20 protein-coding genes and 2 tRNA genes are annotated in these 23,635 nt (G+C 47.9%); 7 read left to right on the top strand and 15 right to left on the bottom strand.

What is annotated here, in order from left to right; all coding sequences use genetic code 11:
* Positions 1-108 precede the first annotated feature (108 nt).
* The 3 genes from LW808_003420 to LW808_003410 are packed head-to-tail and all read right to left on the bottom strand — an operon-like array spanning position 109 to position 4,839.
* Entirely contained in the window at positions 109-1,476 is a 1,368-nt protein-coding gene (locus tag LW808_003420) for an MBL fold metallo-hydrolase (protein UPA28326.1), read from the bottom strand.
* A 39-nt stretch (positions 1,477-1,515) separates the two neighbouring features.
* Complete coding sequence (locus LW808_003415) at positions 1,516-2,418, bottom strand: alpha/beta fold hydrolase (protein UPA28325.1); 903 nt, start codon at positions 2,416-2,418, stop codon at positions 1,516-1,518.
* Between the two features lie 3 nt (positions 2,419-2,421).
* Positions 2,422-4,839 carry a carboxy terminal-processing peptidase gene (locus tag LW808_003410; GenBank protein ID UPA28324.1) on the bottom strand — a complete coding sequence of 806 codons (2,418 nt, stop codon included), beginning with the start codon at positions 4,837-4,839 and terminating at the stop codon, positions 2,422-2,424.
* A gap of 150 nt (positions 4,840-4,989) precedes the next feature.
* Between LW808_003410 and LW808_003405 the strand changes: the two genes are divergently transcribed.
* The 5 genes from LW808_003405 to LW808_003385 all read left to right on the top strand — a co-directional run bounded on the left by LW808_003405 (position 4,990) and on the right by LW808_003385 (position 8,138).
* A tRNA-Gly gene (locus tag LW808_003405) sits at positions 4,990-5,060 on the top strand.
* Between the two features lie 129 nt (positions 5,061-5,189).
* Positions 5,190-5,831: a hypothetical protein gene (locus LW808_003400; protein UPA28323.1), complete on the top strand. Its 642-nt coding sequence runs from the start codon at positions 5,190-5,192 to the stop codon at positions 5,829-5,831.
* Positions 5,828-7,009: a sigma-54 dependent transcriptional regulator gene (locus tag LW808_003395; protein UPA28322.1), complete on the top strand. Its 1,182-nt coding sequence runs from the start codon at positions 5,828-5,830 to the stop codon at positions 7,007-7,009. The genes LW808_003400 and LW808_003395 overlap by 4 nt, the downstream gene beginning before the upstream one ends.
* Before the next feature lie 113 nt (positions 7,010-7,122).
* Complete coding sequence (locus tag LW808_003390) at positions 7,123-7,704, top strand: MotA/TolQ/ExbB proton channel family protein (GenBank protein UPA28321.1); 582 nt, start codon at positions 7,123-7,125, stop codon at positions 7,702-7,704.
* Positions 7,704-8,138: a biopolymer transporter ExbD gene (locus LW808_003385; protein ID UPA28320.1), complete on the top strand. Its 435-nt coding sequence runs from the start codon at positions 7,704-7,706 to the stop codon at positions 8,136-8,138. The genes LW808_003390 and LW808_003385 overlap by 1 nt, the downstream gene beginning before the upstream one ends.
* On the opposite strand, the gene xerD is transcribed toward LW808_003385, so the two are convergent.
* The 5 genes from xerD to LW808_003360 are packed head-to-tail and all read right to left on the bottom strand — an operon-like array spanning position 8,135 to position 14,303.
* Positions 8,135-9,037 carry a site-specific tyrosine recombinase XerD gene (gene xerD / locus LW808_003380; protein ID UPA28319.1) on the bottom strand — a complete coding sequence of 301 codons (903 nt, stop codon included), beginning with the start codon at positions 9,035-9,037 and terminating at the stop codon, positions 8,135-8,137. The genes LW808_003385 and xerD overlap by 4 nt on opposite strands.
* A complete protein-coding gene (gene argS / locus LW808_003375) occupies positions 9,037-10,779 on the bottom strand; it encodes an arginine--tRNA ligase (protein ID UPA28318.1) in 1,743 nt (580 codons plus the stop codon). The genes xerD and argS overlap by 1 nt, the downstream gene beginning before the upstream one ends.
* 4 nt (positions 10,780-10,783) lie before the next feature.
* Positions 10,784-11,317, bottom strand: coding sequence for a hypothetical protein (locus LW808_003370; protein ID UPA28317.1), 534 nt, complete (start codon positions 11,315-11,317; stop codon positions 10,784-10,786).
* The gene (gene miaA, locus LW808_003365) at positions 11,314-12,246 is read right to left on the bottom strand and encodes a tRNA (adenosine(37)-N6)-dimethylallyltransferase MiaA (protein ID UPA28316.1); all 933 of its coding nucleotides are present in this window, start codon (positions 12,244-12,246) and stop codon (positions 11,314-11,316) included. Before miaA ends, LW808_003370 begins: the two co-directional genes overlap by 4 nt.
* Positions 12,246-14,303, bottom strand: coding sequence for a hypothetical protein (locus LW808_003360; protein UPA28315.1), 2,058 nt, complete (start codon positions 14,301-14,303; stop codon positions 12,246-12,248). The genes miaA and LW808_003360 overlap by 1 nt, the downstream gene beginning before the upstream one ends.
* A gap of 104 nt (positions 14,304-14,407) precedes the next feature.
* Here LW808_003360 and LW808_003355 point away from each other — a divergent pair.
* Positions 14,408-14,484 (top strand) — tRNA-Val (locus LW808_003355).
* A 19-nt stretch (positions 14,485-14,503) separates the two neighbouring features.
* Here the strand turns inward: LW808_003355 and LW808_003350 are convergent.
* From LW808_003350 to LW808_003330, 5 genes are read right to left on the bottom strand one after another with little or no spacing between them, the layout of a single operon-like run.
* Positions 14,504-15,115 carry a non-canonical purine NTP pyrophosphatase gene (locus tag LW808_003350; GenBank protein ID UPA28314.1) on the bottom strand — a complete coding sequence of 204 codons (612 nt, stop codon included), beginning with the start codon at positions 15,113-15,115 and terminating at the stop codon, positions 14,504-14,506.
* A gap of 15 nt (positions 15,116-15,130) precedes the next feature.
* Positions 15,131-15,685, bottom strand: a complete 555-nt coding sequence (locus LW808_003345; protein UPA28313.1) for a hypothetical protein — start codon at positions 15,683-15,685, stop codon at positions 15,131-15,133.
* 20 nt (positions 15,686-15,705) lie between these two features.
* Positions 15,706-17,007, bottom strand: coding sequence for a phosphoglucosamine mutase (locus tag LW808_003340; GenBank protein ID UPA28312.1), 1,302 nt, complete (start codon positions 17,005-17,007; stop codon positions 15,706-15,708).
* Positions 17,008-17,046: 39 nt separating this feature from the next.
* Entirely contained in the window at positions 17,047-18,618 is a 1,572-nt protein-coding gene (gene murJ / locus LW808_003335) for a murein biosynthesis integral membrane protein MurJ (protein ID UPA28311.1), read from the bottom strand.
* Complete coding sequence (locus LW808_003330; GenBank protein UPA28310.1) at positions 18,615-19,622, bottom strand: NAD-dependent epimerase/dehydratase family protein; 1,008 nt, start codon at positions 19,620-19,622, stop codon at positions 18,615-18,617. Before LW808_003330 ends, murJ begins: the two co-directional genes overlap by 4 nt.
* A 106-nt stretch (positions 19,623-19,728) precedes the next feature.
* On the opposite strand from LW808_003330, the gene LW808_003325 reads away from it, so the two are divergent.
* Entirely contained in the window at positions 19,729-20,601 is an 873-nt protein-coding gene (locus tag LW808_003325; GenBank protein ID UPA28309.1) for a CPBP family intramembrane metalloprotease, read from the top strand.
* Here the strand turns inward: LW808_003325 and LW808_003320 are convergent.
* Positions 20,594-22,795: a sodium-translocating pyrophosphatase gene (locus tag LW808_003320; protein ID UPA28308.1), complete on the bottom strand. Its 2,202-nt coding sequence runs from the start codon at positions 22,793-22,795 to the stop codon at positions 20,594-20,596. The two genes, LW808_003325 and LW808_003320, sit on opposite strands and share 8 nt — an antisense overlap.
* A 75-nt stretch (positions 22,796-22,870) precedes the next feature.
* A complete protein-coding gene (locus tag LW808_003315) occupies positions 22,871-23,629 on the bottom strand; it encodes a YebC/PmpR family DNA-binding transcriptional regulator (GenBank protein ID UPA28307.1) in 759 nt (252 codons plus the stop codon).
* Positions 23,630-23,635 lie beyond the last annotated feature (6 nt).

Genomic DNA, 23,635 nt, shown 5'->3' with positions numbered 1-23,635 from the left:
TTGCGAAAAGAAAGTTATTCACAGCACCAAAATGATTTTTTGCCTACAAGGGGCTGCTCTAGGCTTTGTCAAGACCCCAAATGCATATAATTGCCGCTAAAAAATTTTTTAAACCTCGTAAGGCGTCATGACCTCGGGATTGAGGACGCTGATGTGCGGCGCGAGGTAGGTTAACTCATCGAGGAACCAGTTACGCGAATCATCATTGCCGTGGGTGAGAACAATCGCTCGGGGATCGAGCTTAATCGCCGCCCTCAAAAGTTCCTCGCGATCGGCGTGACCGCTAAGATCAAAACGCTCAATATTTGCACGGACATTGGTGCTGTAGTTGAGCGCGGAAAAGAGAAAAGGGCTTCCCGATGGCGACGCTAACAGGTGTCCCCCGGGGGTTTCGGGATCGCAATAGCCGACAAAACAGATGGAATTTTTGGGATCACTCAGTAGACAAGCCGCGATGTTGTAAGAAGGCGTATTTTCCACCATCATACCGCTACTGACGACAAAAATTGTTGGCTTATCGGGTACATCTCCGGGTTTGAGGTATTTGATCTTGTTGAGCGACATAACGCCGAGGTCCTTCAAAACGCTTTTCCGGAAGCGCAATGAGGGGTATTTTTTGGCGATTTCGTCAAATGCATCGACAATCGCGAGCCCGAGTCCCGAACAAACAATGGGTGTTTTGGCACTGAGCTGCTTCGCCTTTACCGCATCATGTAGAATCGTCAAAATCTCTTGAGTCCGACCAAATGCAAACGTTGGAATAAGGACCGATCCCCCATTTTGTAGCGTATGGTGGATCGTCGCAATAAGGTGCTCAATCTCGGCATAAACTTTGTGCTCTTCCGTCCGCTCCGTCACACCGCGGGTTGTTTCCATAACCAGCGTATCGACTTTTTGCTTTGGCCAGGAAGCCCCTGGTAAGATTTTTTGTTGACGGAATAGAACATCGCCCGTAAAGAAGATTTTGCGGTGCTTGTACTCGATCAATACGCCCGCGGCACCAGCGACATGCCCTGCGTCTAGAAACTGGATCTCGATTTTTTCATCGCCCTTACGAAAGATGCGCGGAACACCGTACTTCATCTCAAAGTAGTGCTCGTTCAGGCGGTTGATTTCATCGAGCGTATATAGCGGGTACTCTTTGACGCCCAGCTCTTTGTGTTGCCGCTTCATCACCGTGTGACTGTTTTCTAACAAAACCGGCATTAATTCGCGCGATTGGGGCGTGACAAGGAGGCGCGCCTGAGGCTGTTGGCGCATTAAAACGGGGATCGACCCGATATGATCGAGGTGGCAATGCGTCGCAATGACAAAGTCTAAAGAGTAAGGGGTAATCGCGTCGAGGTTTGGGAGCGCCTTCAATCCCGTCTCGCGAGGACTCATCCCCGAATCGATAACAAAATGGAACGGCCCGATTCTGACATAGCTACAATTTGCGCCGATATCACGTTCGGGATTAAGATCTTCAAAAAACATGCAGCACCTAATGTAAAACTACCCGTGCCGATGTCGAGCCTACATCCGGTACAGCGTCACGTCAGGCTTACGCGCATGGACAATGAAGTTGTAAATTGCATCAAGTGCCGGCTCTTTGGCGTCTTCCAAGACATAATGTCCACAGTCTTCAAATCGAATCACCGCCGCACGCTCGAAGAAACTCTGCCATTCTTTTAAAAACCACTCCGTAAAACAGAAATCCCGTTCACCCCATAGGAGTAGGATCCGCTTTTGGCTCAGAAGAAAAAGCGCATTTTCAATCTCCGTCAATGTATTCCATGAGGGATGCCGCGTCGATAAGGGGATATCCGCGACAAACTTCCGAATCGCAACCCGATTTTTCCAGGAATTGTAAGGGAATCGATAGCCATAGGCGGTAAGAGCATCAAGGCCCTTCGTCGTCGACATATGATTCGATCCCCGGACAAAGGCATTGAGGCCTCGGATGAGCAGATCGCCCAAAACCGGTGTCCGACAAAAATTGATACGCACGGGAATCCGTGAGGAATGAAAGGCCGCTCCATTCATAATCGTTAGGCTCTCGACACGTTCCGGCCAACGCTCGGCTAACGCCATCCCGACAGCACACCCCCAGTCGTGCATGACAAAGTGAAAGCGTTTGAGCGACAACGTCTCAATGACCTTACGCGCATTGGCAATATGTTGCGCCAACGTGTAGGGATACTTTTGAGGTTTCTCGGAAAGCCCACACCCCATATGATCGATTGCGATACAACGAAACGTCGACTTCAGCTTCTGAATGAGATCGCGATAATAAAAGGACCATGTCGGGTTACCGTGAATCATGAAAACCACGTCGCCCTCACCTTCATCTACATAGTGAATGCGGTTGCCATCGGGCATCGCGATAAAGTGGCTTTTAAACGGATAAATCGCCTGTAACTTTTGCGGTAATCTCACAATTTATATATTTTCGGCAGTCGCCGTTTCGGTTAACTGAAGGAAATCATCCATGATTCGGAGGCTTTCACGAAGGTGAGTATCAATCGAATCATTCTTCTTGTGCTTGGATTTTTTCTTCGCTACAACTCTCGGTTTCCCAGATTTTTCGCGCTCAGCGGCATCATCGAGCAAGATTTTTTCATAGGAAGGGTTACTTTTAAGCAATTCTTTAATTCGGGCATCGACGACCTGCTGTGCTAATTCATTCTCCTTCCGCTCTTGGCGGCGTTGAGTGAGACTTTCCGGATAAGCCTTGGTATCGACGACCTTCTGGAGCATCGCAATCCGTTCTTTGAGGACCTGAAACTCCGATAGATCCTCTTGCCGATGTAGACTTTTTTCGCGCAATGCCGCGGTCGTAGTCTCCGTCAACTGACTACCTGGGGTATACTCGGCACGATCAATGGTGTCCCAGGCGATCGCGTGAGGTAAATCCCCCTCGCCAATCGGTAAAAGTGCGTCAAACGAAGGGAAAACGATATCAGATGCGACGCCCTTAATTTGTGTCGACTGGCCACTCGGAAGATACCACTTTTGCGTCGTCACTGCTGAAGCCCCGAGGTCTTCTTTGTATTTAAACTTCGGGAAAAGCTGTTCCATTGGCAAAAGTACCTGAACAGTCCCTTTCCCGTGCGTATTTTGATCGCCCACAATTAACGCTCGATTGAGATCTTTTAGTGCTCCAGCTAAAATTTCCGCCGCTGAGGCACTCATCCGGGAGACGAGGACTACCATCGGCCCATCCCATCCCAATCCCGCAGTTTTTTGCGTTGAAAAACGCTCGATATTGCCGTATTGCCCTCGGACTTGCACGATCGGTCCCTGAGCAAAAATTCCGCCGACTAAAATCGATTGTTCGAGAAATCCTCCCCCATTTTCGCGTAGATCTAGTACAATGCCCTGAACCTCTTTTGCTTTCAGTTTATTGATTAACGCGACTAAATCGGTTGCGCTGTTGGACTGTTGGTTATCGTCACCCGAACTGTTGCCATAAAACGCGGGGAGCGCAATAACGCCCACCTTGTGTCCCTTTTCGGTATTGAAAAATTTCGCACTTGCCCGACTCTCATCGAGCTCGACTTCTGCGCGAACAAGGGTTACGACTTTGCGTGCACTGATGTCCCCTGTAGGCTGTAATGTAACGCGAACCGTTGTCCCCTTTTTGCCTCGAAGCAGCTTTGTAATGCGCGTCAGAAGCATTCCCGAAACATCGACGGCTGGCTCGTCGCCCTGCGCTACTGCCACGATTTTGTCACCGACCTGGAACTCACCACTACATGCAGCAGGTCCTCCAGGGAATAACTCACGTACAACACAGCTCCCATTTTCATCCCCTAACTGCGCACCAATTCCGACAAACGAGTGGTGCAGCGACATCCGAAGGTCTTCCATCGATTCGCGCCCCATGAAGACCGTGTGCGGATCGTATGTCATCGCAACGCTATTCAAAAACCGTTCCTGTACCATCCACGGCTCAACACAAGCAATATTGCGCAACAAACTCTTATAACGCCGCAGTATTTCTTTTTTCGCCGCTTCGATTTTTTCCGGTAACGTCATCGGCAAAGACACATCGGTACCATCGTCGTGAAGAAAACAGATCAGGTTTTTAATACAACAGGGATCGATCCGCGAGCGATAGGACTTAAAAAGAAGTGATGTAGTGCCGACAACCGGTCGCTGTAAAGGCCGAGCACGCGGAGTCTTGAGAGAAAGAACTTTAGCCCGTTCCGCGGTTTTGAAACTATATTTCAACAAACGCCCCAGTGTGCGCTCTTCCGGTTTTTGTGATAGTTCGATTGCCGTACGGAGCCGCCCCGCTTCTGCCGCTTCGGAAAGAATGATTTCGTTAACAATCTCAAAATTTAACCGGTCCTTCCAAAGTTGCTCTAACTCTGATTGCGTCGCGACAAAATGCTCTTTATCGCGATCCATGATGTAGCTCCGACGACTTTCGAGTTCAAAATCATTGGCCTGAACTTTTTGAAAAATCCATTCGATGCGGCTAGCAAGTTTCTGGCGGTAGAGCTCAAAAATCGAAAATCCTGGAGTTAAACTTCCACCATTCAAAAAAACATCGAGACTTGAGGCGAAGCGCTTGATAAACTCATCAACCTCGGGTTGTAAAAAAAACATCCTCGAGCCGTCAATCCGTTCGATATACTCCGTTAAAACCTGTTTAAAATCAAGAGTTTTGAGTTTCCGGTGGTCGTAGTGAACCTCCTCAAGGCATTTCATCATACAGATGGTTTCGAGACGCATCGTACTAGTCTGTTCCAGGGATGAAAACTCGGGGTTTTTGAAGACAAACTCCTCGGATTCCGCGGCTTTTTCTGCGGGAGTGATTCCGTCACCCCAAGCCCATACGAAACCGCTCATGAAGAGCCAAAAAAATCGCTGAAAAAGTCTCATCAAATAAACGCGGGATTATTGTAACACCCCCTGATTTAGCAAGAATATAATCGGCTCCGCGAGTTCATAGGCGATTAGACTTGCCTTTCACACTGCAAGTTCTACGGCTGGAGGCACGCAGGCATAGTATAGCGGTAATACGCGAGCTTCCCAAGCTTGAATCGAGGGTTCGACCCCCTCTGCCTGCACCCACCATGGGCGGGACATTGTGGTATTAGGCGAGTATTCCCACGATTTTTCCCAATCGTCGTTTTCGAACTTAATGCCTCCTGGATTTTGCTAGTCAAAAAGGGTATTTGTGCTTAGGTTGTGATGCCATGAGCGACTTCGATGATGCCTATCGTTTCGATGATGAAGAGGATTTTAACGCGACTTGGTCGGAAAAGGATTGGAAACAGTATATTGCGAAAAACGATCTTCAGGTCTCCTTATTTTTAAACCTCTTCGTCTCATCACGTAATATTGTCAACCATATGGATCACATCGCGCTACAGATGGGGTGGGTCAAGGGAGAAGACGACGCCTCTTTTGTCAAAAAAATCTTTCATGACGCCAAAGAACCCAATACGATCCATACCCATCCGGTAACCACGATTACCCGCGGACTGTACCATTTTCTCACCAAAAACTGGGAAATTTATCTCGAGAGCTCCAAAACGACGGACGTCAAACTCTGTTGGACCTACGCGCAACTTCTCAATAACGGTGAACGGAGTGCACTCTTTGGGATTTCCTGTATGGATGCTGGCGATGACTTTTTAGCGGTTTGCCACTTCAAAAATGCCCTCCAGATTCTCAATCTTACCATGGATATCATTCAAAAAATCCCCAAAGAAACGCTAAAAATCAATGTTGTTTTTCACGATGCTCTTATTGCGTGTTTTGATCTCCGCGAGGTTTGGATTAAGGTAATGGAGTCTTGCAAAAACCAGGAATCGGAGGACGATGACGCTTTATGACGGCCTATCCGTTACTGATTGTCGACGATGAAAAAAATACCCGTGAGGTTCTAAAACGCCTCTTAAGTTCGGACTACACCGTTTCACTCGCATCAGGTGTCGAAGAAGCGCTCGAGATTTTACAAAAACAAACCTTTTCCGTCATCATCACCGACCTCCGTCTCGGGGGCAATACCTCCGGTTTCACTATTATTCAAGCGGCTGCGAAAAAAAATATTCCCTGCATTATGATGACTGCCTTTGGGGATGTCGACACTGCCGTCACGGCAATGCGCTGTGGCGCATTTGACTTTGTCACCAAACCCCTAAACTTCCAAAAGCTCAAAATTACCCTCAAACAAGCGGTTGAACAAGCTCCTCTCTCAAAAACGGAATTTAAACTAGAATCTTCGACAAAAAGTGAAACGCTTCCTCCATCCTTAACGGTCATTGCAGCACCGAATTCACCTTTCTACCAGGTCCTTGAAAATGCCAAAAAGATCGCGAACAACCGCGCTAACGTCCTCATTTACGGCGAAACGGGCACGGGTAAAGAAGTCTTAGCCCAAACGATCCACCAATCCAGTTCACGCGCTCAAGGCCCCCTAATTACTGTCCACTGTGCTGCACTGCCCCCCCTACTCCTCGAAAGCGAATTATTCGGTCATGAAAAAGGTGCTTTTACAGGCGCTACGGAAGCGCGTATCGGGAAATTCGAAGCCGCGAATCACGGTACACTTTTTTTAGACGAAATCGGCGAAATTGATGCCAACATTCAGGTCAAACTCCTTCGCTTTCTCGAGACCAAATCACTCGAACGAATCGGCAGCAATAAAACACGTGACATTGACGTTCGAATTATCGCCGCGACCAATAAAAATCTTGCCCACATGGTCCGGGAAGGGACCTTCCGCGAAGATCTCTACTACCGCCTCGACGTCCTGGAGCTCAAATCGCCTCCCCTACGCGAACGTCCGGAGGATATTCCGCTGCTCTTCACGCACTACATCCACTATTTTTGTCGAGAAAACCAATTAGCCGACCTCACCATCGAAGATCGCGTCTTTTATTTTCTCAAAAAATATAGCTGGCCCGGAAACGTTCGCGAACTCAAAAATGTCTGCGAAAGCATTGTTGCCCTCATGCCCGAAGGCCAACAACACATTACACCGGATGAACTCGGTGAGAAATTCCGCTAAATCAAAACATTAATTTTTGAAACTTGTCTCCGTTTTCAGGATTGATTTCTTCGGAGAAAGATAAGGCGATGTCGTTATTTTCGTGGCATTTTTTCTCACTCGGTTACGGCGCTATGGGATTTTTATGGCTCCTCGCCGCCATCGGAACTATTCTAACACTCGAACGACTCCTCTTCTTTCGACGTTACAACATCGACGTAACGATCTTTTTCGAAGGCATTCGGAATCTTCTTTCTTCGGGAAAAGTCGCTGAAGCCATCGATCTCTGCGAACAAGAAGGCTCTCCCGCAGCCAACATTATCCGCACCGCTCTCATGGATCGCGAACTCCCCGGCAGCGAACTCAAGGCCCGCATTAAGGCCTCTGCATTACTCGAAATTCCCCGCTGTGAACGACGTATTTTACCCATTCTGACCATCGCTAAGATTGCGCCTCTTGTCGGGATGATTAGCATTGTGTTGTCCTTTTACACCGCATTCAAAACACTACAAATATCGGGTTTAACCTACACGAACTCAGACATTTTTGCTGACACAATCACTAGCGGAATGCTGCTGATCATTACAAGTCTTGCCATTAGTGCGTTTGCTAACATCGCCTACACATTTCTCTACGGGAAGGTGCAAGCGATTATTTACCAGCTCGAGTGGACGTACAACGAGTGCCTTCAACTCGTATTTGTCGGGAAGAAATAATGCCACTTCGCAATTTTCAGTCACAATCGAATCTCGAAAAGCCACGCGCCACCGCCGACACCAATGCAATTATCGCGGTTCTGCTCTTTATTTTTGGGCTCTCGCTTTTAGGTTCACGCTTTGTCGGTTCGCCCGGCATTACAATCCAATTGCCACAAACCGAACATCAAAGTCTACAGGCAACCACTGGTGTGCTCAATCTCGGCATCAACAACATGGTTATTTTTGATGGGAAACGAGTCAAAATTGATCATCTCGAACCCATTGTTCGCCGCTTCCTCAGTCGCCAACCGTCAAAAAATGTTACCATCCTTGTTTTAGCCGACGCATGGGCGCCATTACAATCCGTTGTGGCGGTTTTCGATATTCTGAAAAAATCTGGTTGTTCGCAAATTCAAATTGCCTGCGAAGCCCCAGAACCGCTCAGAATTTAATCATCAATATCGAGGTGTGCACGTGGATGAAATTGCTCATACTGTTGCAACAACCGCTGCTGATCTACATGAGTATAAATTTCGGTCGTCGCGATATTTGCATGTCCCAGCATTTCCTGAATGACACGTAGATCGGCCCCGTGCTCTAAGAGATGTGTCGCAAAAGAATGGCGTAGCATATGGGGTTTTGTATTTTTCATTACCCCGGCACGCGAAGCGTAATCTTTGAGCTTAGCCCAAAATGTTTTACGAGAAATCGGTCCACCGCGACGGCTTAAAAAGAGTGCACTTCCGGTAGTTTTTTTCATAAGCAAGGGCCGTGCTTGAACAAGATATCGTCGTAACGCATCAATTGACCGAGTGCCTAACGGAATCGACCGCTCCTTACTGCCTTTACCTTCGACGCGAATAAAGTGCTCTTCAAGATTGAGATTTTGAATTTCTAGATTGCAGGCTTCAGAAATACGTAAACCGCTGCTGTAAATGAGCTCTAACATTGCGTAATCGCGGAGCCCCTCAGGTGTATTTTGATCCGGTACGGCGAAAATCGCTTCAATTTCTTGGAGATTTAGAGTCTCCGGCAGACGTTGCTGCGGTTTGGGAAGAAAAATACCCTCTGCGAAGTCCTCACGAATCCATTGCTCATGGACGCAAAAACGTAAAAATGCATGAACGGCAATCAGCTTGCGCGCCATGCTTGCCCGAGCATATCCTGACTCCAGCATCTTTCCCATCCAATTCCGAATACGATCTGCGGACAACTCCGCGATCCCCATATCACCCGTAAAAGCTAGCAATAACCGCAAATCGCTTTCATACGCATCGATTGTATTTTTAGCCGCCGCTTTTTCGAGCTCTAGACAAACAAAAAAGCGCTCGATTGCCCTGGACAGCAACATCACATCTTTTCGATCGTTTCGATGCCTAACAGCGACAATCCTGTTTTAAGAACATAGCGCGTAAATTGGCAAAGCAATAACCGGGTATTCCGAACGGTATCTGCCTCTCCTAAAATGCGGTTGGCGTTGTAGAAAGACGAAAATTCGCTGGCTAAATTGTAGAGATAGGTGCATAAGTAATGCGGACGAAGATCATCAATAGCCTGTCGAACGACGCTGGGAAATGCAATAATTTGGCAAGCAAGTGTACGCTCTTCCGATGTCGTAATCGCTCCTATAGAGGGTTGCTCCGGATCGACGCCAAGTTTGCGAAATAACGCATTGAGGCGCGCCACCGCATAAAGCAGATAAGGTGCTGTGTTGCCTTCAGGCGCGAGCATTTTCTGCCACGAAAAAACGTAATCATTCGTCCGATTTTGCGATAAATCGGCGTACTTGATCGCACTCAGGCCGACTACGCGTGCAATCTCCTGCTTTTCGGACTCAGCAAGTTCAGGATTTTTTTTGTCGACCATTGCGTAAGCCCAATGAATCGCTTCGTCCATCAACTGCCGAAGCTTTACCGGATCTCCAGAGCGCGTCTTAATCGCACGACCATCCTCCCCCAGTACCGTTCCGAACCACACATGCTTTAAAACAGGTACCGAGCGGTGTTTTTTCTGAAACCATTTCTCAACGGATAAAAAGAGCTGCTGAAAGTGGTCCTGCTGCCGACCATCCGTCACGTATATGATCTCATCCGCATGGAATTCCTCAACACGGTACAAGACAGCGGCAAGATCCGTTGTTGCATAATTCGACGCACTATCCGATTTTCGAATTAAAAACGGTTGATCCTTAAAGCGTTCGTGTTCCCGATGAAAAATCACGAGAGCGCCCTCATTTTCCTCGGCTAATCCAACTGCTTGTAGCTCTGTATAAATCCGATCGACGCGGTCGCGATAGAATGATTCCCCTAAAACATAATCAAAAGCGACGCCCATCTGGCGGTAAATTTCATCAAACGAACGGTAAGAGGCTTCGTTAATTTTCTGCCAAATCGCTAGATTTTCTGGATCACCCTGTTGAAGTTTAACCAGTTCTTGACGGGCTTGTTCTAAGGCCTGTGCATCCTGTTGCGTCAGCGCAACGCCCTCGCGGTAGAGGCGCTCAAAAGCCTCAAGGGCATCTGTTGCCAATTGCGTAATATCGAGGTGTGCCCGCTTTACGGCCATAATGAGGATCCCAAATTGCGTTCCCCAATCGCCTAGGTGATTGTCACGAATGACCTTCGCGCCCGCAAAACGTAAAAGACGCTGAATCGATTCACCGATAATCATCGAGCGAAGATGGCCAACATGCATCTCTTTCGCCGTATTTGGACTCGAATAATCGATCACAACCGTCTGCCCCGCAAGCGTATTGAGCTCACAACGGCCGACAAACTGCTGGAGCCATTGGAATAAAAACTCTGCCTTGAGACGAATATTAATAAACCCCGGACCAGAAAGCTCCAATGTACACCGTGTGTTTAATGCGGGATCTTCAAGTGCCACCGCAAGTAGCACCTCCCCTAACTTCTTCGGGTTTTGCTTCTGTCTTTTCGCGAAACCTAAAACACCATTGACTTGAAAATCACCAAATCTCGGCTCCGAAATGCGTAATTCCGGATCAAAACTCTTATCGAAAGTCCCCGTCCGTAACGCTGCTTTCAAAAACAAATCGGCTAGTTTCGCTCGTACATCGAGCCAATCGGATTCCATCGCTTTACCAAAATAAAGTACTCAAAACCAATAGACCGTAGCCTGCTGTCAAAATGCCCAAAAACCGAGCGCGCGCCGTACTCGCGTAAATGAAATCTAATGCCTCCCGTGCCTTGTAGGGCCATCCGCCGAAAATCATCCCCGAAACAATCATTCCATACACGAACGTAACAAGAACAAGTCGCGATTCCTGGGGTTGTAAAAAAGCCGCTTTGAGAAGCTCATTCGACGTTAGGAGCGCTAAAACAGCCGATCCGCGCACCGCAAGAAAATCACGCAGTTTCTGTAATGTGACAATGATAATAAATGTGAAAAACGCAAAAAAGAGCCACTTATAGCGCCCAAAATCGGATTCTCCGAGCGTTGCAACATGCCCTAAAAACCAGAGTCCTGCAGCTGAAAATGTCACCGTACCGGCCGTTGAAGAGCGTATAAATTTGCGCAAACCGCGCCCATACCCCTCTGTGTTAAAGATGAACGCAAGTCCGATGATCAATAAAACAAGTCCAACGCCGAATTCGGCAATTTTTAAACTCATAGCCCCACCTTGTTAAAAATCACATCCCGGAAGTCAAAACTTTCGTGCGATACGTCGAGGCGTAGGTCGACTGGTATTTGTGTTCGAAACCAAGTTTTTTGTTTTTTCGTCAATTGATGCGTCGCGTGGATAATTTCCTGTTTCAATCTCTCGAGATCATGCCCTTCTTTTTCAAGAAATTGTAGTGCCTCCCGATATCCAATTGCGTTACGTAGGGGAGGACACAAACGGTCACCATAAGTCTCACGTAACGAGGCTACTTCCTCTAAAAATCCTGCTTGAAACATCACTTCGACGCGTTGCTCGATGCGTTGGTCTAGGGATGCTTGTGGACGTTCTAAAACAATCACCTTTTTCGAAAAACGTTCCCAGGGATCTCGATTTTTCTGTAGAAATTGCTGTCTTAGGGCTTTTTGCGATTGTTGGGTTACGCGCTGTTTTCCTAAAACCGATAAGAGGCGACGCGGATTATTCCAATCGGACGCATTCATTTCAACGGGACCATAGCGCAAAACTTCCTGTTGGAGCCCGGCTAATCCCTGTTGTTGATAAAAGTGTTCGACCTCCGTACGGACCTCTTGAGGCACCTCAATTGCATCGGTTACCGGAGTGAAAAAAGATTTTAAATAAAACCCTGTACCGCCAACAACGAGTAAGTTGCCTTTCAGCGAAGCAGCTATTGTTAAGGCATAATCCTGATAAGCAGATACGCTAAAGGTCTGATCTGGATTACAGAGATCGAGGCCATAGTGAAGAATACCTTCGCGCTCTGCTTCTGGAATTTTCGCAGAACCAATGTCAGCACCACGGTAGACTTGTACCGAGTCGCAGGACAAAATCGGTGCATCGAGTGTCTTGGCGAGATCGAGCGATAAAGCCGTTTTGCCAACGGCGGTACACCCCGTCAAAATCCATAGCTTTTGCGGCATTACCAGTGTTTCAGCCGGAACGAAAAACCCGGCTGGACTCGGGTATCGCGACGTGCGTGATTTTTAATTTTTAAGCAAAAATGCAGATCCCAAATGCCACCGTATAACAGATTGTAAAAAAGCTCTGCTGATAAAAAACGCCCGTGTTGTGCATCGAACTTTGTCCTTACGCCGCATGATGATAAAACGTTGAGTTGAAAATTGAACTCCGCCCCGATCTCGTGGTACTTGTGACGGCGGAAGCGACCAAAGGTCCCGAGTGACCAAAGGTCGCCGCTCGCAATCTCATCGTGAATCCCGAATTCTTCGATCAACGAACGCTTCCAGTTCCCGCGTAGATAGAACTGACCACGGAGCCAATGCCGTAATGCGAGTTCTGTTACCAGGTAACAATCACCGATTGCATCAGGTTTCGAATTATCACGCTGCCGAAAGCGCTGGAGATTGAAATCTTGGTAGAAATTAAAGGACGCGAGCTTCGTAACTTTGTTTTTTTTCCGCCCCCAAAAGTCCTGTTCAAGGCCAAGGCGAATAATGTGCTGCCCCGTGAGATCGTCGACATCCCGACGCTCAGCGAGGTCAAGGCTCGGGAAAAATATCTCCTTTTTCGTCATTAAATGCGGTATAGAGCGCTGCGCACCTAGAAAGTGACAGTAGCGATACTGGATCGTCGGACGGATGATGTGCTTCCAAGATAAAATACCAAGCCCCGCAATGCCCTTACGGTAAAACCCCGTAAATTCGGTGTTCAGGTCGAGCCCAAGCTCGCCCAGCGCGCGACCACCATAACCACTATAGTCCGTCCAACGCGTCCCAACAGTCGGCATCACGTGAACTCCCTCAAATTCCGCGGGATAACGCAAGCCCACATAGCCATCGAAGCGATTACTTTCAATCGCTTCGCGTGAGTCCTGGTCATGCCCTTTGATACGAGCAATGTCGAACAAACCTGAGGCATAGATCCCTGAATCGCCGAGTTCGCGGGGGAAATAATTCAGCCGCAATGAAGGTAATTCTTCGGGAAATCGCTGAAAGTGGTTAATCTTGGGACGCATAAACGCCGTTATGAGCGTCTGTTGTCCACGAATGTCGTACTCTAAAAACGAATCACGGACACGACAGTCGCCGTAAAGATTGTGGCGAAAATCCCCGGACATCCGGCTGTCTCCGGTCCACACAAAATCCGAAATGACATCCGCATGTTCACCGAAGTGATAGTTGCCCCGAACGTCTAAAAATCCTCGACGCTTCTCAATGGGAACCCCATCGACGTCAACGCCTCGATCTTTACCATGGTCGCGAATGGTTGCCGCTCGGAAATCGAAATACCCCTTGATTTGAGGACGGTCGCTTCGAAGCTTTAAAACAGGCCCCAATAGATATCCTCGGCGGCTATAGTAATCTGCGATATATCCCGCATAGAGATCAGATAAAACGTGGAACTTGACCTCACTCTGCAAATAAACACCTTTACTTTTAGTGCGTCCCGCATTGGCATACACTTCAATCGCTGTCCAAAAACGCGGATCCGTGTTAACTTTAGGGAAAACTAGGACGGGAATGCGACCGATACGTAATTTTCCACCACGAATCGCAATCCGATTCCTCTTCCGATAGTAACGCACGCTTTGACTGCTCAGGTGCGGACTACCGGGACCTAACTGGGCATAAACGTCCGCTCCACGGAGCGCAACTTCCTCGTCATCGATCTTTAATTCTTCGGCGGTACAACCCAAAAACTCGATCTGAACCTGACCATTTTTGGCGTGAATTTCTTTCGCATCCATTGACCAGCTTACACTGTCACACAGGATATAAAAATTATCGCCAACGCAGCGCACATCACCTTCGGCAAAAATACTGCCATCGTGCATTGAAAAATGATCGGCCTCGACGGTCACGCCACGAACCTGTAATTTCGCGCCGCCAGTCGCCGACATCTGCGTCAACTTTTGTGAGGCATCTTCTTCTGGTGCTGCGATTTCTGTGTTCGAGGGATTCTCTGCACATACTGTCTGTGCAATCAACAATAGCAACACACCAACATGATTTCTCACTCGGGAATGTTCTTTGTAAAACTGGCCTCTTGACAACCCTTTAGTTCAAAACGTGACGTTTAAAGCTTGTCACATCACAGCACACACCTAGTTTTATAGCCGTCGGGCGGGTAGCTCAGTTGGTTAGAGCAACTGGTTTACACCCAGTAGGTCACAGGTTCGAGTCCTGTCTCGCCCACCAGGAGCGTTTTGAGGAGACGCTAAGAAAGTGAGATATCGGTTACGTTATGTCTTTGGTAGTTTTCGAGTAACGCGTGAATCGCCTGGCCACGATGGCCAATGGTCTGTTTCGCTTTGGGGCCCAGCTCCGCAATCGTCTGATCATAATGCTCTGGAATAAAGACTGGATCGAAACCAAATCCGTGATTGCCACGCGCCGGAAAGGATATTTTTCCCGACATGATTCCCAGGCCACGGAAATAGCAATCATGAACGGGGTCATAGAACACCGCTTCACAGATAAAATGTGCACCTCTGTCGCTTTTTATGGATAACAATTCTTCGAGCTGGTTATAAGCATTCGCCAAACCCTTGCTTTGCGTGATAAAGCGCTTCGTAAAAACACCTGGAAATCCGTTAAGCGCATCGATACAGAGACCAGCATCCTCGGAAAGCGTTAACATATTCGTCGTGTTTGCGTAATGACGGGCTTTGAAAGCAGCATTGCGTAAAAAATCATCGTACGGTTCTTCCGCCTCCGGCATAGTGGGAAAATCTTTTAGCGAAAGCAGTTCAAAAAAGCCTCCCAGTAACTGATTGAGCTCTTCCAGTTTTTCCGAGTTCATCGAAGCGATACACAACTTTTGCTTCATTCTCAAATATCCCTTTTAGACCAATTCATGCATCATCGATTGATCAACTGACGCTTGCCATAACAAATCGCGCGCTCGAATATGATCCGGTGTTTGCGCTAACACTTGATTTGCAATCTCAACAGCCCCCGCATAGTCGTTTGATTCGTAAAGCGCCTCCCCCATGAGCAGTTTATCGGCAATATTCCGCTCTGGCTCTGGGATTTCCCGGATTGCAAAAATCGCCGTTTCATAAAGTGCAAAGCTCGATGCGACCTCGGCTAACACGCGCCAAAGAAAGTAACAGCGCGGCATCGCATTTAACAACTGATCCAATTTCGATAACAATTCTCGGTGACGTGTTTTAAGGTGCCACAAATCCCATAAAATCCCTAAAAACGTTTTTCCCCAACAACCCCAATGGCGTAGGGAACGGCGAGAGGGTATATGTGCACGCGTCTCCTGTAAACATTGACGGACAGCAAGCTCGTTAGGCGACTGAAACAAAAACTCCATGCACAAAAACTGCGCGTAATCCCAATTCTCTGCACGACATAAAGCCTCAATTTTTCCGATCCACCGTGAGTGCATCCGTGTATCCACAGCTCTAATTATGCAATTTTTTTACAATTTACCACACCATTTCTGATTTTTGTTAAAATTTGTGCCGCGAGTTGCTCTGTTGGAGCCTCGACGAGGAGGCGCAGCTTAGGTTCTGTCCCTGAATAACGGACAAATACTTTTCCCTGGTTGCGCAGTTGTTCTGCCTCAAATTGAATAATATTGTTCAGCTCAGGGAGCTCGGTAATGGGGATTTTTTTGCGTACTGGGAGGCTACACACTTTTTGTGGAAGCAATGCGATTATCTCGCTGCATTTTTTTAGTGAAACATCTAAATGCGCCACCGCTTCGAGGAAAAGTAATGCCGTTTGAATCCCATCGCTCGTTGGTGCTGCATCCGAAAAAATGATATGTCCCGAATTTTCGCCGCCCAAGTTACACCCTTCTTGCTGCATCATTGCCGCGACATTACGGTCGCCAACATCGGATAAGAGCACTTTGATGCCATACTTTTCGAGGCTTCGAGCAAGACCTTGGTTAGACATTGCCGTCGTCACAATTGCGCCATTTTTGAGGCATCCTTGCCGCTGAAGGTCTATCGCAATTAACCCCAAAAGGACTTCGCCGGGAATGATCGTCCCTTCCTCGTCACAAATTAAAACCCGGTCGCCATCACCGTCATGGGCAATTCCCAAAGACGCGCCTGTTTTCCGTACAGCCGCCTGTAACGCTTCGGGATGTTCACTGCCACAGTCCTGATTTATATTCACTCCATCGGGATGATCACCAAGCCAAATAGTTGTCTCAAAATCATACGCCTGCTGCGCAAATTCCAAAGTGGAACCATTAGCACTGTCGATGACAACTTTGCGGAAGCGATTCTTGATCTTGGGAGAAACTACGTATCTTGGCTTGACCTGTACTTCTTTAACTGAGGCTTTCAAAGATGGCATATCCTCATCTCGAAGACGATCGATTTCTGATTCGAGTTTCGCCTCAAATTCCTTGTCGATTTTTTCCCCATGTGAGCCAAAAATTTTAACACCATTATCAGAGGCAGGATTATGTGAGGCGGTAATCATGAGGCCGAAATCGGATTTCGTTTCTATAACGGCTCTGGAGAGCAAGGGTGAAGTGACAATCCCAAGATCAAAAACCGTGATGTTTTTAGAAAAACCACCCACAAGAGCATCGAAAATCGCCACTCCAGAACCTCGTGTATCGCGACCAATCACAACTTGCTGAAATGAGCCGCAACGCTCTAGCGCCGAAGCAAGTTTTTTTAAAAAGTTCAACTCGATCGGAAAGGAGCCAAATCGACCGCGAATCCCATCGGTACCAAAATATCTCATGCCGCGCGACGTTAACTAAAAATTCATACTTGTCATCTTTTATCTGCGCGGCGACAGATTTTTGATTTTTTTTATAAACATTTTTGCTAATTGCAAAAGCGCCTGGCGCTCTTCGAAAGGCGATAGAACATAAACAAAGGTAAAATATAAAATAACCCCGAGGGGCACATTCACAGCGACACTGGTCAATGACCATAATTTTTCGTTCATCATCTGCCCCACAAGTAGATGATCTACGATTGCTACACATCCTCCCATCACACAACTTGCGATTAAATAACGAATTGCCTTTGGGGAACTAAAAATCGATGTACGGAACGCCTCGTAGGACCGAAGCCCGTAGCGCAATAAGGCAACTTGCAGAATAATCGATAAAAAGTTCGCAATTGCGACACCCAGAGCCTCGAGGGAATGCCGTACTGCCAGTGTTAGGAGTAGGTTAACGACAAAGTTAATCGCCGAGTACCACATCGGTCGAACCATGTTTTTTTTGCTATGGTAGGCCCGCGTGAGAAAAATCGAAAGCGCGTAAAATGGGAGCGAAAGCGCAAAAACATCGAGTACGGGGACCGCAATGGCAACATCGCCCGTTGTAAAATTTCCCCAACGGAACAAGAGCGTTAAAATCGCTTTGCTGAGACTTATAAGGCCTAACACTGATGGAAACAGAATCATCAGAATGAGCGAAATTCCGTTTTCAAACTCCGTTTTAAGCGCGTTTTGCGCATTCTGTGCCTCCAATTGCGAAAGGCGAGGGAAAATAACCGTTGTCGCCGCAATGGCAAACAATCCTAGTGGGAGCTCAATAAGCCGGTTAACGAGGTAGAGAATTGAGACGGCACTCGCGCTGACATCATACACAAGCGCCTGTGATGTCGCTGTATTGATCTGAACAATCGTTGCTCCTAAAAGTCCCGGCAATAGGATGCGCCAAAACGCGTCAATACGTTCGCTCTTCGAAAAATCCCAGTGAAAGCACCAATCGTGTGGCTTCAGCGCGTACCAAAGGGATCCCATTTGAATAACACCGCCGATTAATACAGCACCACAAAGGATATAAATTGACACTTCGGGAGGGAAGCAGAACCCCATCGTAAGGGCCACAATCATACTCAAATTGAGCCAAATCGAATTACATGCCGCAAACCAAAAACGTCCAAAAACATTCAAAATTGCAGACAGAACGGCTGCCATACAAATGAAAAACATATACGGCAGCAAGATTGCGCAAAAACGGAACGTTAACCGCCAGTTATCGGTCGTCGTCGACCAGAAATATCCCCATAAAAATAACGCAATTCCAATCACAACGAGCGCTAGAAGTAATCGCATTAATCGCGACATGACCTGGTTGAGAAACTGGAACGCGGCCACTTTCCCTTCGACGTGGTACTCTTTAGAAAATGCCGGGATTAAGACCGACGTGAGCGCCCCTTCGCCAAAAAGCCGCCGGAACAGGTTTGTCAGCGTAAATCCATTAAGAAAAGCCGCACTTAAGGCGCTCGTCCCGAAGGCCGAAAACATTAAAATGTCGCGCAGTAGACCGGTAATTCGCGAAAGCAATGTGTAAAATGACACACCAAAAATATGGAATAGCGTTTGTAATCTCACTTTTTGAGACCTAACTTTCGTCGTAATCTTAATCCCTGAATAAGCTCTGCGAGCCCCTGTTCGATCGTTATCAGCGGCGTATAACCCAAATCCCGGTACGCGCGCTCATGCGAAAAATAGTGATTCTTACTCAAAACCGTTGCCAACATCCGCGTCATGGGTGGCATTTTGAGACGCAAAAATAGCTTATAGAACACCTCCATCGCCAACCCTGCCCAATATGCTCGGCGAAACGAGATGTGCTCCTGGACCTTTTCCAGTCCAACACTTTCTAAGATCATATTAATCAGAGACCAAAGCTTTACGGGCCGCTCTTGGCCGATGAAATACGCCTTACCGCCAGCAACACCCCGCTCCAAGGCATCAAATGCAAGAAGATGTGCGTGTGCAGCATTTTTAACGAATGTGATATCGACAAGATTTTCGCCATCACCGACAATTTTGAGCTGCTGCCGTCGTGCCCGCCGTAAAACATTAGGAATCAGATGGGGGTCGCCCTCGCCGAGCATGAGATGGGGGCGAATGGCAACCGTCTTCAACCGTGCCGAATTGTGCGCTAAAACATGGGCCTCCGCTTGCGCTTTTGTCGTAACATACGGCCAATGGTAGTGTTTTTGGAGTGGCAGCGATTCATCGTCTCCAGAAAAGTCACGACCGTTAAAAACAACCGCAGGAGAACTCGTCAAAACAAGCCTCGAAACGCCATACTTTTCACACGAGCTGACAACGTTTTTGGTTCCAACGACGTGCGTATTGTAGTAGGCCTGGTAATCCATGTCCATCCTCGCACGACCCGCAACATGAAAAACGGCATCAACACCGTCGACGGCACGCTCGATGTCTTCCAAGAAGGATACATCACCGGTCATGAAAGTGACGCCGCGAGACTCGAGGACCGGCTGTTTGTGACGACCCATCGCACGGATATCATACCCGCGGTGTTGCAGTAACTCGATGATGTGGCAACCGAGAAAACCGCCCCCACCGGTAACCAAAACCTTCATATGGGGCACCATGCAGATGGCCTCAATAGTGTCAATCTCGGGTTAATATCTCCCTTCTGTGCGCTCTATATTTGACAATTTTTGAACGGATTTACCGTAAAAATCCGTGAAATCCGATCTATTCGTCCGGTTGCTTTTTTATTATCTCTGTTCGCTCGTTATTGCCGCCATTTTAACACCCTTGGTTTTTCATGGCGCTCTGTTCTGGGAAGCTCATTGGCCATCGCCTACCTTAGCACACTGGATCGGTAAAGGTTTTGGAGTTTTTTTCGAACGTATTCGTCTCGGTGCATTGCTTTTATTTCTCCCCTCTCTATGGTATCAATACCGGCAGCAACCGATCTTCTCCCCAAAATCAGAAAAAACTTCTGTAACGTTTTTTTGCTATGCGCTTATTGGAGCGGTTTTAGTACTCATTCTCTGCGGCTGGGTTGTAATTTCTAATCGCCCTGATAACAACATCCTTTTTCAGAAATTAACACCGTACTTTGTGGTTAAATCCTTCCTTGGGGCACTCGTTGTCGCAGTCTTAGAAGAGTGGATTTTCCGCGGGATGATTTTTCAGTCGCTGCGTATGCACTGTCCCCAAATCATCGCGATTATTTTTTCGTCGCTTATTTTTGCTTACTTACACTTCCGCCCCGCTCCCATTGTCCAACAAGATATCGGCCTTTGGAGCGGGTTCCAGTATCTTTACTCTTACCTCTTTGAAACCGTTTTCTCGATCCGATGGGCACAATTTGGGCTATTGTTTTCCTTTGGATTTTTGCTCGCAGCTATCACTTCAACAACGCAAACTCTAAAGGCCGCCATTGGATTGCACTTCGGTACCGTCTTTACGCTTATGTTATTACGGCAGGCCCTGATATACAACGACCATGCCGCTGTCTTCAACGTCAATACAATGATCTCGATGCCCCTAGCGTACGTACTAATCTACGTTTTCAGCGCATACTTTTTGACGAAAAAGGCTAGATAATTTTCTCAAACGCAAGCGTTACACCGACAACTACGAGCGAAACGATCGACATGAGCTTGATGAGGATATTAAGGCTCGGACCTGCGGTATCTTTGAACGGATCGCCCACGGTATCACCGATCACAGCGGCCTTGTATGCCGGAGAGCCCTTGCCACCCATCGCACCTTCCTCGATATATTTTTTGGCGTTATCCCAGGTTCCACCGGAATTGGCCATGAAGATCGCTAAAACAAAGCCCGTCGAGACGGCACCTGCAAGAAGACCGACAACACCAGCGACACGCAAGACAATCCCGACGATAATCGGCGAAAAGATCGCTAATAACGACGGTAACAGCATTTCGCGCTGAGCGGCCGAGGTCGAAATTTTGACACATTGAGCATAGTTTGGGACGGCTTTATTCTCCATGATGCCTGGAATTTCGCGGAATTGTCGACGTACTTCCTCCACCATGCTTGCCGCTGCACGCCCAACAGCATTAATCGATAGACCGCAAAAAACAAAGGCCAACATCGATCCAATAAAGAGCCCCATGAGTACCCGCGGGTTCAATAAATTAATCTGAAAATACGCAATGATATCCTCGAGACTAAGCGTTGGGACATCTAAAACATTTCCATTGAGCACAAGGTACTGCGTCCCCGAAGCAATAAGGCCACTCTTAATCGCACTAACATACGACGCCAAAAGCGCTAGGGCCGTCAACGCCGCAGAACCAATCGCAAAGCCCTTACCTGTTGCCGCAGTTGTATTTCCCAGAGCATCAAGCGCATCTGTACGATGACGCACCTCTTCTCCGAGTCCGCTCATCTCTGCATTTCCACCCGCATTATCGGCGATTGGTCCGTAGGCATCGGTCGCCATCGTAATACCTAAGGTCGACAACATACCAACCGCGGCGATGGCAACTCCGTACAGGCCCATGATCGTATCACGCTCCGGACCGATATTCTGTGCAAGATAAAACGCCGTTAGAGTCCCGACGGCGACGATAATAACCGGAATAACTGTCGACAACATACCAACACCGATCCCACTAATGATAACGGTCGCGGGCCCTGTTTGCGATTGTTCCGCAACATTTCGCGTTGGGAAATAGGCCTGAGAAGTGTAGTACTCCGACGACTTTCCAATGATCTCACCCGCAATTAAACCTACTGCAACAGCACCCCAAAGGCCAAGGGCATTCTCAAACCCCAACAGTTTAAAAATCAAAAATACCGCAACAAGAATAAATAGGCCGCTGAGTTTAATGCCGCGACCAAGCGCTTTGAGGAGGTCTAAACTCGACGCATCTTCCTTCGTTCGGACGACGAAAATTCCAATTACCGAAAGTACCGCTCCAACGGCACCAATCAACAGAGGCGCTAAAATGGCTTTCATCTGCATCACGATGCTGCCACGCGCAAATGCCGAGGCCCCAAGCGCCGCCGCCGCAAGCATCGCCCCGTAGTACGATTCATACAAATCGGCACCCATACCCGCGACATCGCCGACGTTATCACCGACATTATCGGCTATCGTAGCCGGATTTCGTGGGTCATCCTCCGGGATTCCCTCTTCGACTTTTCCAACAAGATCCGCTCCGACATCGGCCGCTTTAGTAAAAATCCCACCACCAACACGTGCAAACAAAGCTTGTAACGAAGCTCCCATCGCAAAGGTAAGCATCGTCCCAGTTAATGTAATCATCCGATTCACGCTATCTGCCGGATCGGTATCAAATAAATTCAGAACGACGAACCAAAAAGAATAGTCCAAAAGCGCGAGGCCGACAACCGTAAGCCCCATCACGGCCCCACTCCGGAATGCGACGCGCAATCCATCGTTCAATGAATGTGAAGCCGCAAAGGCTGCACGGGAAGAAGCTTGTGTCGCGGTTTGCATCCCGATAAATCCCGCTAAACCAGAACAAACACCAGCTGTAATGAATGCAAATGGCACCCAATGATTCTGAAGGTGAAAACGATATGCTAGCAGCGACAAAAATCCCGCAATTAGGAGAAATACCAGACCAACCACCTTATATTGCTGCTTCAAATACGCGAGCGCCCCGCGATGAACGTAGGTTGCGATCTCAATCATGCGCTCGGTACCCGGTGCCTCGGACTTCATCATCCGGAATAGGCGTCCCGCAACATATAACACAAATACCGCCGAAAGCGGAATCAGCCAAAAATAACCTGGTATCATAAAACGCTTCTAAACACTGCTATTAAATGTGAACGTGAGAAATTTTCAATAACTTTTAACAATTTCGCCCCAAAACTACGCTTCCTCACCCAATTGATCCATCAAAGCCTCCGCAATCTCGTAATTCGCAAAGACGTTTTTAACATCATCGAGGTCCTCGAGACGCTCGACCATCCGCAAAACCTTTTTCGCAATATCGAGATCCTCGATCATGATTGTGTTATTGGGGATATAGGCCAACTCTAACGATTCGACCTCAATACCCGCCTCTTCTAATGCACGTGCTACGGTATCAAAATCCGCAACTGCACAAAGCACCTCATAGCAATCATCCTCCGTTTTGACGTCCTCGGCACCGGCTTCGAGAGCAATTTCCATGAGCTTATCTTCGGCGACTTTATCGTGACCGATAATAAACTGTCCCTTGCGTTGGAAGCTAAAGGCCAACGCTCCGGCTCCCGCCATATTACCCCCACATTTACTGAAGGTACTGCGGACATCCGAAACTGTCCGGTTTTTGTTATCCGTTGTAACTTCGACGATCATCCCGACGCCTGCGGGACCATAACCCTCGTAAATGAGCTCCTCGATAACAACTCCTGGAATTTCACCGGTCCCCTTTTGAATCGCTTTTTTAACGTTTTCCGCGGGCATGTTTGCGGCCTTGGCTTTTTGAATGACCGTTCGGAGCCGCGGATTAAATTCGGGATCCTTACCGCCATCCCGAACGGCGATCGCAATTTCCTTGCTGAGAATACTAAAGAGTTTACCGCGTTTCGAATCGACGGCAGCCTTGTGGCGCTTCGTCGTTGCCCACTTACTATGCCCTGACATAAAATT

The organism is Verrucomicrobiota bacterium, assembly GCA_021294815.2.
GTDB lineage: Bacteria > Verrucomicrobiota > Verrucomicrobiia > Opitutales > LL51 > LL51.
The sequence above is the reverse complement of the archived record's forward strand: the minus strand, read 5'-3'. Positions and strand labels throughout refer to the sequence as shown.